General features: G+C 72.0%; 13 protein-coding genes and 2 tRNA genes. 13 read left to right on the top strand and 2 right to left on the bottom strand.

Features of this window, described 5'->3' with window-relative positions:
• The first annotated feature begins 127 nt into the window (after nt 1-127).
• The 7 genes from ABTY40_RS01440 to ABTY40_RS01410 all read left to right on the top strand — a co-directional run bounded on the left by ABTY40_RS01440 (nt 128) and on the right by ABTY40_RS01410 (nt 4,365).
• The gene (locus ABTY40_RS01440; RefSeq protein WP_352057637.1) at nt 128-322 is read left to right on the top strand and encodes a hypothetical protein; all 195 of its coding nucleotides are present in this window, start codon (nt 128-130) and stop codon (nt 320-322) included.
• Nucleotides 323-406: 84 nt separating this feature from the next.
• Complete coding sequence (locus tag ABTY40_RS01435; protein ID WP_030494103.1) at nt 407-571, top strand: hypothetical protein; 165 nt, start codon at nt 407-409, stop codon at nt 569-571.
• A 53-nt stretch (nt 572-624) separates the two neighbouring features.
• Nucleotides 625-1,245 carry a nicotinate-nucleotide adenylyltransferase gene (gene nadD, locus ABTY40_RS01430; RefSeq protein WP_345283268.1) on the top strand — a complete coding sequence of 207 codons (621 nt, stop codon included), beginning with the start codon at nt 625-627 and terminating at the stop codon, nt 1,243-1,245.
• Nucleotides 1,246-1,264: 19 nt separating this feature from the next.
• Nucleotides 1,265-3,019, top strand: coding sequence for an LCP family protein (locus tag ABTY40_RS01425; RefSeq protein ID WP_352057636.1), 1,755 nt, complete (start codon nt 1,265-1,267; stop codon nt 3,017-3,019).
• 69 nt (nt 3,020-3,088) lie between these two features.
• A complete protein-coding gene (gene rsfS / locus ABTY40_RS01420) occupies nt 3,089-3,526 on the top strand; it encodes a ribosome silencing factor (protein ID WP_345283282.1) in 438 nt (145 codons plus the stop codon).
• A complete protein-coding gene (locus ABTY40_RS01415) occupies nt 3,523-4,176 on the top strand; it encodes a histidine phosphatase family protein (RefSeq protein WP_352057838.1) in 654 nt (217 codons plus the stop codon). The genes rsfS and ABTY40_RS01415 overlap by 4 nt, the downstream gene beginning before the upstream one ends.
• A gap of 116 nt (nt 4,177-4,292) precedes the next feature.
• A tRNA-Ala gene (locus tag ABTY40_RS01410) sits at nt 4,293-4,365 on the top strand.
• A gap of 59 nt (nt 4,366-4,424) precedes the next feature.
• On the opposite strand, the gene ABTY40_RS01405 is transcribed toward ABTY40_RS01410, so the two are convergent.
• Nucleotides 4,425-5,300, bottom strand: a complete 876-nt coding sequence (locus ABTY40_RS01405) for a helix-turn-helix transcriptional regulator (protein WP_352057635.1) — start codon at nt 5,298-5,300, stop codon at nt 4,425-4,427.
• Nucleotides 5,301-5,401: 101 nt separating this feature from the next.
• Here ABTY40_RS01405 and ABTY40_RS01400 point away from each other — a divergent pair, with 101 nt between their 5' ends.
• Entirely contained in the window at nt 5,402-6,832 is a 1,431-nt protein-coding gene (locus ABTY40_RS01400; protein WP_352057634.1) for an MFS transporter, read from the top strand.
• A gap of 137 nt (nt 6,833-6,969) precedes the next feature.
• On the top strand, nt 6,970-7,203 hold the full coding sequence (locus ABTY40_RS01395) for a hypothetical protein (RefSeq protein ID WP_005317760.1): 234 nt from the start codon (nt 6,970-6,972) through the stop codon (nt 7,201-7,203).
• On the opposite strand, the gene ABTY40_RS01390 is transcribed toward ABTY40_RS01395, so the two are convergent.
• On the bottom strand, nt 7,182-8,516 hold the full coding sequence (locus ABTY40_RS01390; RefSeq protein WP_352057633.1) for a glycosyltransferase 87 family protein: 1,335 nt from the start codon (nt 8,514-8,516) through the stop codon (nt 7,182-7,184). The genes ABTY40_RS01395 and ABTY40_RS01390 overlap by 22 nt on opposite strands.
• A gap of 123 nt (nt 8,517-8,639) precedes the next feature.
• Here ABTY40_RS01390 and ABTY40_RS01385 point away from each other — a divergent pair.
• The 4 genes from ABTY40_RS01385 to ABTY40_RS01370 all read left to right on the top strand — a co-directional run bounded on the left by ABTY40_RS01385 (nt 8,640) and on the right by ABTY40_RS01370 (nt 13,755).
• A tRNA-Ala gene (locus ABTY40_RS01385) sits at nt 8,640-8,712 on the top strand.
• Between the two features lie 313 nt (nt 8,713-9,025).
• Nucleotides 9,026-11,893: a leucine--tRNA ligase gene (gene leuS, locus ABTY40_RS01380; RefSeq protein WP_352057632.1), complete on the top strand. Its 2,868-nt coding sequence runs from the start codon at nt 9,026-9,028 to the stop codon at nt 11,891-11,893.
• A gap of 130 nt (nt 11,894-12,023) precedes the next feature.
• Nucleotides 12,024-12,773: a hypothetical protein gene (locus ABTY40_RS01375; protein WP_352057631.1), complete on the top strand. Its 750-nt coding sequence runs from the start codon at nt 12,024-12,026 to the stop codon at nt 12,771-12,773.
• Nucleotides 12,774-12,909: 136 nt separating this feature from the next.
• Nucleotides 12,910-13,755, top strand: a complete 846-nt coding sequence (locus ABTY40_RS01370; protein WP_352057630.1) for a DegV family protein — start codon at nt 12,910-12,912, stop codon at nt 13,753-13,755.
• Nucleotides 13,756-13,858: the final 103 nt, after the last annotated feature.

The raw sequence follows: 13,858 nt of genomic DNA, 5'->3' as shown, positions 1-13,858 counted from the left end.
GATGCCCCCTGTTCGTACGAGTCGGTGCTCGTCCCCCTGACGACCCCAGCCTAGGCGCTGGCGTTACGGTGTGGCGGGAGCCTGTGGACAACTCGGGCACCGTGGACGACCGAGGAGTACGACCGACATGCCGGACACCGGCCAGACCACCGACCTCGCGGCCACCCTCCTGGGACTCGCCGCCGCACAGGAGGGACCGGGCGACACGCTCCGTGTCGTCCTGCTCGTCTCCCTCGTCGGCGGCGCCCTGCTCGCCTGGTTCCTGCTCCGGGGCTACGGCCGCGACGACACGGACCGCGGGGACGACGACGCCAACGCCTGAGTCGGCGTGAGCGCGCCCGGACCGCCCGCATACGATGTGCGCGAAGTCTCCGCTCCCACCCCCGATCGATAGGTCCTGCTGAAGATGAGCCTCCACAGCACCGCCGCCAACCTGGTCACGCTCGCCTCCGAGGGCGCCGAGCACGGCGGCAACCACGACAGCCTCAACCCGTACGTCACGGGCGGCGGCGCCTTCCTCGCCCTGATGCTGCTGCTCTGGATCACCACCCGCTTCAACCGCGACCGCTGAGCCGGGAGACCGCCGATCCGGTGTCCGCCGCCGTGCCAGTAGGCTCTGCACGCATGGGAGAGCAGGAAGTGCCTACTGGTGGCCGCGGCAAGCGCCGACTCGGCGTGATGGGCGGGACGTTCGACCCGATCCACCACGGACACCTGGTGGCGGCCAGTGAAGTGGCCGCCCTGTTCCACCTCGACGAGGTGGTGTTCGTGCCGACCGGGGAGCCCTGGCAGAAGAGTCACAAGGCCGTGTCGCCGGCCGAGGACCGCTATCTGATGACGGTCATCGCCACCGCGTCGAACCCGCAGTTCTCGGTCAGCCGGATCGACATCGACCGCGGCGGCGCCACGTACACCATCGACACCCTCCGGGACCTGCGCTCCCTCAACAGCGACTCCGACCTCTTCTTCATCACCGGGGCGGACGCGCTGTCGCAGATCCTCACCTGGCGCGACGCCGAGGAACTCTTCTCGCTCGCCCACTTCATCGGTGTCACCCGGCCGGGCCACGACCTCACCGACGACGGCCTGCCCAAGGGCGGCGTCTCGCTGGTCGAGGTGCCCGCCCTCGCCATCTCCTCCACCGACTGCCGCGCGCGGGTCGCGCAGGGCGACCCCGTCTGGTATCTGGTCCCGGACGGTGTGGTCCGCTACATCGACAAGCGCCAGCTGTACCGCGGCGAGTGAGTCCCGGGGAGGGGCACCGGTGAACGATCAGCAGAACCCGTACGACCCGTACCAGCCGCAGCCGCAGATCATCGGCTACGACGCGTACGGGCAGCCGGTGTACCAGCAGCAGGTCCCGCAGCAGGCTCAGCAGCAGCCCTACGACCCGTACGCCCCCCAGGACTCGTACGCCCCCCAGGACCCGTACGCCACCCAGCAGGGGTACGCCTACGACGCGTACGGACAGCCCGTCCAGCAGCCGGCGTACGACCCGTACGCGCCGCAGCCCCCGCACCAGCAGCCCGAGCAGTCGCAGGACTACGCCTACCCCGGGTACGACAGCACCGCGAGCACCCAGCAGTGGCAGGCGGCCGCCCCGGCCACCGGCTCCTACGCGAGCCCCGCGCCCGAGGCACCGGCGGCCCCCACGGTCGCGCCCGCCGGCGTCCCCGGCCAGCGCCCCGCCCCGGAGGGGCCCGGTGAATCAGAACGCGGTGGCGGTCCCGGGCGGACGGGCCAGGACGAGGACCGGGCCTACCGCACCGAACAGTTCTCGTTCATCGAGGAGCCCGACGAGGACTCCGAGGACGTCATCGACTGGCTCAAGTTCACCGAGAGCCGCTCCGAGCGGCGCGAGGAGGCCCGCCGGCGCGGCCGCAACCGGATCATCGCGCTCGTCGTCGTCCTCGTGCTCGCCGTCGCCGGCGGCGTCGGCTACCTCTGGTCCGCCGGTCTGCTGCCCGGCACGTCCCGCGAGCAGGCCGGACCCGCCCCCGCGAGCGGCCCGCAGAAGCGCGACACCATCGTCATCCACCTCCACGACACCAAGAGCGGCACGACCACCACCGCCCTGCTCGTCGACAACGCCACCACCAAGCAGGGCACCACCGTCCTGCTCCCCAACGCCGTCGTCGTCGCCGACGGCGAGGGCGCCGCGACCACCCTCGGCAAGTCCGTCGAGGACGACGGTTCCAGCGGCACCCGCGAGGCCGTCGGCAACCTCCTCGGTGCCGAGATCACCGGAACCTGGAGGCTGGACACCCCGTACCTGGAGAACCTCGTCGAGTACCTCGGCGGCATCGAGGCCGACACCGACACCACGGTGCCCGACCGCAAGAAGGGCGCGGCCCCGCTCGTCGAGAAGGGCGAGAAGCAGTCCCTCAACGGAGCCGCCGCCGTGGCCTACGCCACGTACCGCGCTCCCGGCGAGACCGAGGCCGACCGGAGCCGGCGCTTCGGACAGGTCCTGTACGGCGTGCTCCGCAAGATGCCCGGCGACCCCCAGGCCGCCACCGCCGCCATCGAGTACCTCGTCCAGATCCTCGACCCCTCCCTGCCCGCCAAGGACCTCGGCGCCTCCCTCGCCAAGCTGGGCGAGTACGCCAAGGTCGGCGACTACCGCACGACCGTGCTCCCCGTCGGCGCGGACGGCACGCTCAGCGCCGGCGCGAGCGACACCGTGGTCAAGGACGTCCTCGGCGGCAAGGTCACCCCGCCGGAGACCGACGGCGTGCCGCGGGTCTCCGTGAAGGACGCCTCCGGCAGGAAGGCCACCGAGGCCGTCCGGGCCGTCCTGATCAACGGCGGCTACGCCTTCGTCGGCGGGACGACGGAGTCCGGCACCCGGGAGACCTCGCAGGTCGTGTACGGCGACGACGCCCGGAAGGCGACCGCCGTCGAGGTCGCCAAGACCCTCGGTCTACCGGAGAGCGCGGTCACCAAGGGCACGCCCGGCGGTGCCGCCGCGGTCACCGTGGTCCTCGGCCGGGACTACGAGGTTCCGGGCGCCTCGTAATCGTTTGCGGGTCCGTCGGCGGTCCGTGAGACCCTGGAGGGGTACTGGACCGCCGACGAAAGCCTGCCTGTGACCGCCACTGATCGCTCCATCGAGCTCGTCACCGCCGCCGCCCAGGCGGCGGCCGACCGGCTCGCGCACGACATCATCGCGTACGACGTCAGCGATGTGCTGTCGATCACCGACGCCTTCCTGCTCGCCTCCGCCCCCAACGACCGCCAGGTCAAGTCGATCGTCGACGAGATCGAGGAGCGGCTGCTCAAGGAGCTCGGCGCCAAGCCGGTCCGCCGCGAGGGCGACCGCGACGCGCGCTGGATCCTGCTCGACTACGTGGACATCGTCGTCCACGTGCAGCACAGCGAGGAGCGCGTCTTCTACGCCCTCGAGCGGCTGTGGAAGGACTGCCCCGAGCTCCCGCTGCCCGAGGACGCCGTGAAGACCCGCGGCAAGGCGGCCGAGCACGCCGCCCTCACCGGCGCCGACGGAGCGGACGGTGAGCTGAGCTGAGCACCACCACGGGCGGCAGGGGCCGCCGCATCGTTCTGTGGCGTCACGGCCAGACCTCGTGGAACCTGGAGCGCCGTTTCCAGGGCTCGACCGACATCGAGCTGACGGAGACCGGCGTCGCCCAGGCGCGCCGGGCCGCCCGTCTGCTCGCCGCGCTGGGGCCGGACGCCATCGTCGCCTCCGACCTGAAGCGCGCGGCCGCCACCGCCGCCGAACTCGCCGCGATCACCGGCCACACCGTCGCCCACGACTCCGCTCTGCGCGAGACGTACGCGGGGGAGTGGCAGGGCCTCACCCACGAGGAGATCGTGGAGCGGTACGGCGAGCAGTACGCGGCCTGGAAGCGCGGCGAGCCCGTGCGCCGGGGCGGCGGCGAACTGGAGACCGAGGTGGCCGACCGGGCCGCCCCGGTGGTCCTGGAGCACGCCGACAAGCTTCCCGAGGGCGGCACGCTCGTCGTGGTCAGCCACGGCGGCACCATCCGCACCACCATCGGCCGGCTCCTCGGCCTGGAGTCCGAGCACTGGGAGAGCCTGGGCGGGCTCTCCAACTGCTGCTGGTCGGTCCTCGGCGAGGGCGCGCGTGGCTGGCGCCTGCTGGAGCACAACGCCGGCACGCTCCCCGAGCCGGTCCTCGGCGACGACGACTGAGGCCTCCGAGCGGCCCCGCTGAGACCCCGAGCGGCCCCTCGGACCCGGATTTCACTTTCTGGCAGGTCACAGGCTAAAGTTCTTCTTGTTCGAAGCGCGGAGCGCGAAGAACACGAGGGGCTATAGCTCAGTTGGTAGAGCGCCTGCATGGCATGCAGGAGGTCAGGAGTTCAATTCTCCTTAGCTCCACAGACACCGGATCCCGTCCCCGCAAGGGGGCGGGATCCGTCGTTTCCGCCGCCCCTTTCTCACCCGCCGGCCCGGCCGCTCGCCCGCAGGGAGTCGATCGCGCGGCGGCTGTCCTCGTCGCTCGGCGTGTAGGCCACGATCCGGCACTCCGGCATTCCGTTGACCGACAGCGACACCGAGGTCATCCGGATCTCGCCGACCAGCTCGTGCCGGAAGGTCTTCACGCGGGTCCCGGGCGGCACCACGTCTCCGCTGCGCCAGAGCCGGGCGAAGTACGGGCTGGCCTCCGACAGGAGCCGCACGAAGGACTCCCACGCGGGCTCGCCGACGTGCCGCCCGTACGCGCCGCGCAACTGGGCCACCATCAGCGGCAGCTCCACCTCCCGGTCGACCACCGGGCACTTCGCGTCGGCCACGGTGAACAGCCCCCACAGCACGTTGGGTATCCCGGACGGGGCCGGCTTCATTCCCCGCGTGTCCTCCAGGAACAACCGCGCGTAGGTGGAATTCGTCGCCAGCACGTCGTACCGCGCGTTGTAGAGCACCGCCGGATGCGGGACCAGCGCGTCCAGGATGCCCTGGATCTCCGGGCTCACGGACAGGACCTGTTCGGTGGCCGGATCCGGCTCGTACGGCACCTCGGCGAGGTGGTAGAGGTGCTCCCGCTCCGGCCGGTCGAGCCGCAGCGTGCGGGCGACCGCGTCCAGCACCTGCGCGGAGGCGTTGATCGGCCGGCCCTGCTCCAGCCACGTGTACCAGGTCACGCCCACACCGGAGAGCTGGGCGACCTCCTCCCTGCGCAGCCCGGGCGTGCGGCGGCGCAGCCCCGGCGGCATGCCCACGTCCTCGGGCGTCACCCGGGCCCGGCGGCTGCGCAGGAAGGCGGCCAGTTCCGGCCGCCGACGCGCTCGAGTCGGTGCTGCCACAGTCGTCACACCCCCATGGTCGAGTCCCCGTCCCGCCGCTGCCAGGTGCTGCCGGTACCAGCATCGGCGGACTCTCGTTACCCGTATCCGGCCGCGATCACGCTCGGCGCATGACCTCGACCGCGACACGTCCCGTCCTCAGTAAAGCCCCCGGCACCGACAATCGCCCCGGACCGCTCCTCGGCGTCCTGCTCGCCGCCCAGTTCATGGCACTCCTCGACACCTTCATCGTCAACGTCGCCGCCCCCACCATCCGCGCCGAACTGGCCGCCTCCGGAGCGGAACTGCAACTCGTGGTCGCCGGATACACCACCGCCTACGCCGTGCTGCTCGTCACCGGCGCCCGCCTCGGGGACCTGCTCGGCCACCGCCGGGCGTACCTCGGCGGCCTCGCCCTCTTCACCGCCGCCTCACTCGCCTGCGGACTGGCCTCAGGCACCGGCCAGTTGATCGCCTTCCGGGTCGCCCAGGGGGCAGGCGCGGCCCTGATGATCCCGCAGGTCCTGAGCCTCATCCAGCGCACCTTCACCGGCGAGGCGCGCGGCCGCGCCCTCGGCGCCTACGCGGCGGTCCTGGCCACCGGCGCCGCCGCCGGGCAGGTCCTGGGCGGTGTGCTCGTCAGCGCCGACCTCTTCGGCACGGGCTGGCGGCCGGTGTTCCTCGTCAACGCGCCCATCGGAATCGTCCTGCTCGTCCTCGGCGCGCGCGTCCTGCCCCCGGACGTCACCACCGGCTCGCGTACCCGCCGGCTCGACCTGCCCGGGCTCGTCCTGCTCGCCGCGGCCGTCACCCTCCTGACCGTGCCCCTCGTCCTCGGTCAGGAGTACGACTGGCCGCTGTGGACCTGGCTCTCGCTCGGCGGCTCCGTACCGGTCCTCGCGACCTTCGCGCTCCACGAGTCGCGTCTCGCCCGGCGCGGCGGCGCCCCATTGATCGCCCCCCGGGTGCTGCGCCGTCCCGGCATGGGCGTGGCCGTGCTCCGGATCGCCCTCGCCACGGGCGTCAACGCGGGTTTCCTCTTCGTCCTCACCCTGCACCTCCAGGGCGGCCTCGGTCACAGTGCCCTGCGCGCGGGCCTCACCTTCGCCCCGGCCGCCGTCGCCTTCGGCATCGTGGGGCTGACCTGGCGCCGCCGGCCCGCCTGGGCGGCGCCTCTGCTGGTCCCCGGCGGATTCCTGCTGGCCGCCGTGGCCGCGCTCGCCGTCGGCCGGATCCTGGCGGACGGCACCGGGGGCGGCTGGGCGCTGCCGCCGGCCCTCGGCGCGATGGGCGTGGGCCTCTCGCTGGCCTTCAGCCCTGTCCTGACCGGCGCGCTGGCCACCGTACGACCCGAGGACGCCACCGATGCCGGCGGGCTGCTCGCGACCGTCACCCAGCTCGGGCAGCTCGTCGGAGTCGCCGCCTTCGGCGCCCTCTTTCTCGGCCGGGCGGCCGGAGGAGGCCCGGTGCCGTCCGCCGACGCGCTGTGGACGACAGCGCTCGCGCTGGCCGCCGCCTCGGGTGCCGGGGCGGTGGTGGGGCGGGTGCGCCGAGCGCGCTGACCCCCTTGCGGTGCCATGGCAGAATCGGACGGCCGGAGGGGGACCAGGATCCGGACGGGAGGGTGGCCCAGGTGTTCGGCGTCGACGGCGGGGTGTCCTATGTGTGCGCGGCCTGCGGCCACAGCGGGAGCTGACTGATGGGTGCACACAGGCGGAAGTGCGACTGGTGCGGCAGCGGGACGCCCATCGTCCGCGACATGGATCCCGTGAACCCCGAGTTCCAGTACTGGTGCGAGGAGTGCGCGCGGGCGCTGATCATAAAAGGCGACCCGATCGAGACCTACCGAGAGTTGGAGGGGGAGCCGATCTACGGCCGGCTCCTCGACGAGCACTGCACCCTCAAGCGGTTCTACTCCTTCGCCACGGCGTGATCGCGGCGCTCCGTCAGCTCTCCCTCGCCGGGGCCTGATCGCGCGGGGCCGCCGGCGTGTTCCCCGGAACCCTCGGCGTGTTCCCTCGCCGTGGCCTCACGCCGCCGCAGGCTCAGCGCGTACCCCGCGAGAACGGCGGTCGCCGTCAGCGGATAGACCGCCGACAGCAGCATCTGTCCCGCGTTCTGGTCCAGTTCGGGCCGGCCCGGGTCGTGCGGCACCCACCACAGCGCGAACGAGGCGAAGGCCAGCGCGACCGCGCCCGTCACCGGCCACGCGCGCGTGGAGCGGTCCGCGAGCAGAATCAGCAGCGGGACGCACCAGACCCAGTGGTGGGACCAGGAGATCGGACTGATCATCAGGGCGGCGAAGGCACAGACGACGACGGCCACCGCCTTGTCGCCGCGCAGTGCCGCCCGTATCGCCAGGGTCATCGCCACGGCGCCGAACGCGCCGGCGGCGAGCACCCACCACACGCCGGGGGAGTCGGTGTGCATCAGCCGGGCGAGGACCCCGCTCAGGGACTGGTTGGCGGTCTCCTCGGCGTGGCCGACCCGGCCGGTCTCGAACAGGGTCCGCGTCCAGAAGGTGCGGGAGTCGGCCGGCAGGGCCACCACGGCGGCCAGGGTCGCGGCGAGGAACACCCCGGTCGCCGTCAGCGCCGTCCGCAGCCACGGGTTCGTCCCGCGGTCGCGGCGCCACAGCAGCAGCCCGGCCGCGAACAGCAGCACCACGAAGAGACCCGGTGTGAGTTTCACCGCGGTCGCCAGGCCGATGCCGAGCCCGGCCCACCGGCTCCCCGCGCGCCGGGTGAGGTCCCACAGGACCGCCACCGCCACCAGCAGGTTGATCTGCCCGTAGCGCAGCGTCGTCCACACCGGTTCGCACCAGACCACGGCGGCGGCCACCCACAGCGTCGTACGCCACAGGTCCGTACGGGCCTCGGCGCGTGCCAGGGCCGGGCGCACCAGCTGGAGCGACAGCCGCACCAGGGCGACGACGAGCAGCAGGTTCCCCGCCGTCGACAGCGTCCGCATCACCGGAACGCTCACCCAGGTCAGCGGCAGGAACAGCACGGCGGCGATCGGCGGGTACGTCATGCCGAGGTTCGCCGAGGTGGCGCGCATCGCGTACAGGTCGCCCCCGGCCCGCAGCGTCTCGGCCTCGGCGCGGTAGACCATCACGTCGAGCATGTTCACGTGGGCGAGGCGTTGCGCCACCCAGAAGGCCGTGAAGGAGAGCAGGCAGACCGCCGCGGCGGTGACCAGGGGCCAGGGCCGGGCACGGGTTTTCGACAGCACGGAGACGGACACAGTCGGCGACCCTACCCGCCTGGTCAGAGGCCCCCGGAGAACCGATTTGGAGATCTGCCGGGGAGCCGGTTAATGTTCTGTCTGTCGCCGCGAGGGAAACCGGGACGGAGACGAAAACAGCAAGGGGCTATAGCTCAGTTGGTAGAGCGCCTGCATGGCATGCAGGAGGTCAGGAGTTCAATTCTCCTTAGCTCCACAGTGAAGAAGCGGGCCACCCGGATCGGGTGGCCCGCTTCGTCGTGTGCGGCCTTCCGTCCAGGTCGCGCCGCTTCGCGCGCAGCGCCGTGGCCGTCCGGGCGGCGGACATTCGGTGCGGCCGTTGTGGGCCCTGCGGTACCCTGGCGCCATGCGTGCCGTACGCCTCCTGCTTATCGAGCCGCGCTGATCAGTCCCGACGGTCACAGACATCCGTCGGAGTCGGCGCGGCGTCCCCTCCTGTGCGAGGGGATTTTTCATTTCGTGGCAGTTCGTGGCAGTGGGCAGAGACGATCGATGGAGCTTCAAGGACCATGACCGAGACCAATACGGCCGCCGAGACGGCGGCACCGCATCGCTACACGGCGGCCATGGCCGCTGACATCGAGGCACGCTGGCAGGACTTCTGGGACGCCGACGGCACGTACGAGGCTCCGAACCCCACCGGTGACCTGGCCGGCGACCCCGAGGTCGCCGCCCGGCCCAAGAAGTTCATCATGGACATGTTCCCGTACCCCTCGGGCGCGGGCCTGCACGTCGGCCACCCCCTGGGCTACATCGCCACGGATGTTTTCGCCCGCCACGCGCGCATGAACGGGCACAACGTCCTGCACACCCTCGGCTTCGACGCCTTCGGCCTGCCGGCCGAGCAGTACGCCGTGCAGACCGGCACGCACCCGCGCGTGTCCACCGAGGCCAACATGGAGAACATGAAGGCCCAGCTGCGCCGACTGGGTCTGGGCCACGACAAGCGCCGGTCGTTCGCGACGATCGACCCGGACTACTACAAGTGGACCCAGTGGATCTTCCTGCAGATCTTCAACTCCTGGTACGACACCGAGGCCCGCAAGGCCCGGCCGATCGCGGAGCTGGTCGAGCAGTTCGAGAACGGCACGCGCGAGGTTCCCGGCGGCCGTGAGTGGAGCGCGCTGACCGCGGCCGAGCGCGCCGACGTCCTGGGCGAGTACCGCCTGGCGTACGCCTCCGACGCCCCGGTCAACTGGTGCCCCGGCCTGGGCACCGTCCTGGCCAACGAGGAGGTCACCGCCGACGGCCGCTCCGAGCGCGGCAACTTCCCCGTCTTCAAGGCCAAGCTGCGCCAGTGGAACATGCGCATCACCGCCTACGCGGACCGCCTGCTGGACGACCTGGACGGCCTGGACTGGCCCGAGGCCATCAAGCTGCAGCAGCGCAACTGGATCGGCCGCTCCGAGGGCGCCCGCGTCGACTTCCAGGTCGGCGACGCCGGTGCGATCACCGTCTTCACCACCCGCCAGGACACGCTGTTCGGCGCGACCTACATGGTGCTGGCCCCCGAGCACGACCTGGTCGAGAAGATCGTCCCGGCCGCCTGGCCCGAGGGCACCCACGAGGTGTGGACCGGTGGGCACGCCACCCCGGCCGAGGCCGTCGACGCCTACCGCAAGCAGGCCGCCTCCAAGTCCGACGTCGAGCGCCAGGCCGACGCCAAGGAGAAGACCGGCGTCTTCACCGGCGCGTACGCGACCAACCCGGTCAGCGGCGAGCGGGTTCCCGTCTTCATCGCCGACTACGTCCTGATGGGCTACGGCACCGGCGCGATCATGGCGGTCCCGGCGCACGACTCCCGCGACTTCGCCTTCGCGCGCGCCTTCGAGCTGCCGATGCGCTGCGTCGTGGAGCCGAGCGACGACCGCGGCACCGACCCGGCCACCTGGGACGACGCCTTCTCCTCGTACGAGGCGAAGCTGATCAACTCCGCCAACGGCGAGGTCTCCCTGGACGGCCTGGGCGTCGTCGACGCCAAGGCGAGGATCACCGCCTGGCTGGCCGAGCGCGGCATCGGCGAGGGCACCGTCAACTTCCGCCTGCGCGACTGGCTGTTCAGCCGCCAGCGCTACTGGGGCGAGCCCTTCCCGATCGTCTACGACGAGGACGGGGTCGCCCACCCGCTGCCCGAGTCGATGCTGCCGCTGGAGCTGCCGGAGGTCGAGGACTACTCGCCGCGCACCTTCGACCCGGACGACGCCGACACGCAGCCGGAGACCCCGCTGTCCCGCAACGAGGACTGGGTCAACGTCACGCTGGACCTGGGCGACGGCCCCAAGCGGTACCGCCGCGAGACCAACACCATGCCCAACTGGGCCGGCTCCTGCTGGTACGAGCTGCGCTACCTGGACCCGCACAACGACCGGAAGCTGGTCGACCCGGCCATCGAGCAGTACTGGATGGGACCGCGCGAGGGCATGCCGACGGGCGGTGTCGACCTGTACGTGGGCGGCGCCGAGCACGCCGTGCTGCACCTGCTGTACGCCCGCTTCTGGTCCAAGGTCCTGTTCGACCTGGGCCACATCTCCTCGGCCGAGCCGTTCCACAAGCTGTACAACCAGGGCATGATCCAGGCCTACGTCTACCGGGACGCGCGCGGCATCGCCGTCCCGGCGGCCGAGGTCGAGGAGCGTGACGGCGGCTTCTGGTACCAGGGCGAGAAGGTCAGCCGCGTCCTGGGCAAGATGGGCAAGTCCCTGAAGAACGCCGTCACCCCGGACGAGATCTGCGCCGAGTACGGGGCCGACACCCTGCGCCTCTACGAGATGGCCATGGGCCCGCTGGACGTCTCGCGGCCCTGGGACACGCGCGCGGTGGTCGGCCAGTACCGGCTGCTGCAGCGGCTGTGGCGCAACATCGTCGACGAGACGACCGGCGAGGTCACCGTCGTCGACACCGCGCCCGACGAGGACACGCTGCGCGCCCTGCACAAGGCGATCGACGGTGTCTCCCAGGACATGGCCGCGATGCGCTTCAACACCGCCATCGCCAAGATCACCGAGCTGAACAACCACCTGACCAAGTCCGGTGGCGCGGTCTCCCGCACGGTCGCCGAGCAGCTGGTGCTGCTGGTCGCCCCGCTGGCCCCGCACATCGCCGAGGAGCTGTGGCACCGCCTGGGCCACGAGCGGTCGGTCGTCCACCAGGACTTCCCCGTCGCCGACCCGGCGTACGTCGTGGACGAGACCGTGACCTGCGTCGTGCAGATCAAGGGCAAGGTCAAGGCGCGTCTGGAGGTCCCGCCGTCGATCACCGACGCCGACCTGGAGGCGCTGGCGCTGGCCGACCCGCACGTGGTCAACGCGCTGGGCGGGGCCGAGATCCGCAAGGTGATCGTGCGCGCGCCGAAGCTGGTCAACATCGTGGCCGGCTAGTCACGCGGACCGACCCAGGGGTTTCCCCTACGGGCAGGTTGGGGGTTCCGATGGAACCACCGGCCTGCCCGTTCCGTTTACCGTGGAGGAACCACAACCGTGGAAGCCGACGGACACCGGAGGGGCGCACATGGATGGCGCGATTGTCACGATCCTGGCGCTGTTGTTCTTGGCGTTCGTGGCGCTCGGGGTCTACGCCACCGTCAAGGTGGTCAAGGCGACCAAGCGCGGGGTGGACCGCACGATCGACCAGGCGCGGCGGACCGTCGAGGACACGACGCTGCGCGCCAAGAGCATCGGCCAGGCGGGCGTCGCGGGCGAGCTGGCCCGGCTGAGACTGTCGTTGCGCACGTCGATGCGCGCCACGCAGGAGGCGTTGAAGGCCGGCGCCGTCGAGGACGCCTCACTGAGGGAGTCCCTCGACCTCTTCCAGCGGCTGAGTGCCCACGGTCTCGAACTGGACGAGGACCTCAAGCGGCTGGAGAAGGAGCCCGACCGGGCATGGGTGGCCGCACAGCTCCCCGACCTGACCGCCCGTACGGAGCGGATCACCAGCTCGGCCGAGGCCCTGCGCCGGGCCGCCCGGGAGCGGGCCCGGAAGTTCGCCGAGGACGACCTGTCGGCGCTGTCGGCCCAGATCGACATGGAGGCGGGCGCGCTGCGCCACTGGGACCGCGCGGAGAGCGGGCCGCACGCCGCGGGCGGAACGGCCGCGTCCGCCGACCCCTGGGGAGAGCCGGGGGCGGCGGCCACCGGACACACGACGGCGGGTACCGGCGGGGCGGGGGCGGCCGAGGGGCCGCAGGCGCTTCCGCCGCGCGATCCGCGGCTGACCGCCTACCCGTGGGAGAAGTCGGCCCGCCCGGAGAGCACCACCTGACGGAGCGGACGGAGCCGCGGAGGTCCCGTGACCGGGCCGCCGCCGCCGTGTTCCCTGGTGGGGCCGCGCCGTCCGCGTCCGGGCCGCGCAGGGGGCGGACTGCCGCGCGGCGGCCGTGACGGGTAACCTCCCGCTCATGTCCCGGCATGTCGCGATCGTCACCGATTCCACGGCCTACCTGCCACCCCAGACGATGGAGCGGCACGCGATCACCGCGGTCCCGTTGACCGTCGTCATCGGTGACCGCGCCTACGAGGAGGGCACGGAGATCTCGGCCAGATCCCTGGCCGAGGCCCTGCAGAAGCGGCGCCACGTCACCACCTCGCGCCCGGGGCCCGAGGTCTTCGCGGAGGCCTATCGGGACGCCGCCGCGGCCGGGGCACGGGGCATCGTCTCCCTGCACCTGTCCGCCGAGGTCTCCGGCACGTACGACGCGGCCGTCCTGGCCGCGAGGGAGGCACCCGTCCCCGTGCGGGTGGTCGACACCCGCATGGTCGGCATGGCCCTGGGCTTCTGCGCGCTCGCGGCGGCCGAGGTCGCGGAGGCCGGAGGCTCCCTCGACGAGGCCGCCGCGGCAGCCGAGAAGCGGGTGGCGAACACCTCCGCCTACTTCTACGTCGACACCCTCGACTACCTGCGCAAGGGCGGCCGCATCGGCGCCGCCCAGGCTCTGCTGGGCTCCGCGTTCGCGGTCAAGCCGCTCCTCGAACTCGACGGCGGCCGGATCGAATTGCGCGAGAAGGTCCGCACCGCCTCCAAGGCCATCGCACGCCTGGAGGAGATCGCCGTCGAGCGGGCCGGAACGGGCCCCGTCGACGTCGCCGTGCACCACCTCTCCGCACCCGAGCGGGCCGCCGTGCTCGCCGACCGGCTGCGAAAGCGTCTGCCGGCCATCGAGGACCTCCAGGTCAGTGAGGTGGGCGCGGTCATCGGCGCCCACACCGGGCCTGGCCTGCTCGCGGTGGTCGTCTCACCCCGCTGACCACCTGCCCCTTCACCCGGAAGAGTGAGGGAGTTTTCCACAACCGGGCGGCTGTCCACGGAACATGGCGCGGACCGGCACGGCGAGGCGGTGATCCCTACCG

Origin of the sequence: Streptomyces sp. NPDC126503 (assembly GCF_040302405.1) — a bacterium.
GTDB classification, from domain to species: domain Bacteria; phylum Actinomycetota; class Actinomycetes; order Streptomycetales; family Streptomycetaceae; genus Streptomyces; species Streptomyces gulbargensis.
This window is presented reverse-complemented; position numbering and strand designations above follow the sequence as displayed.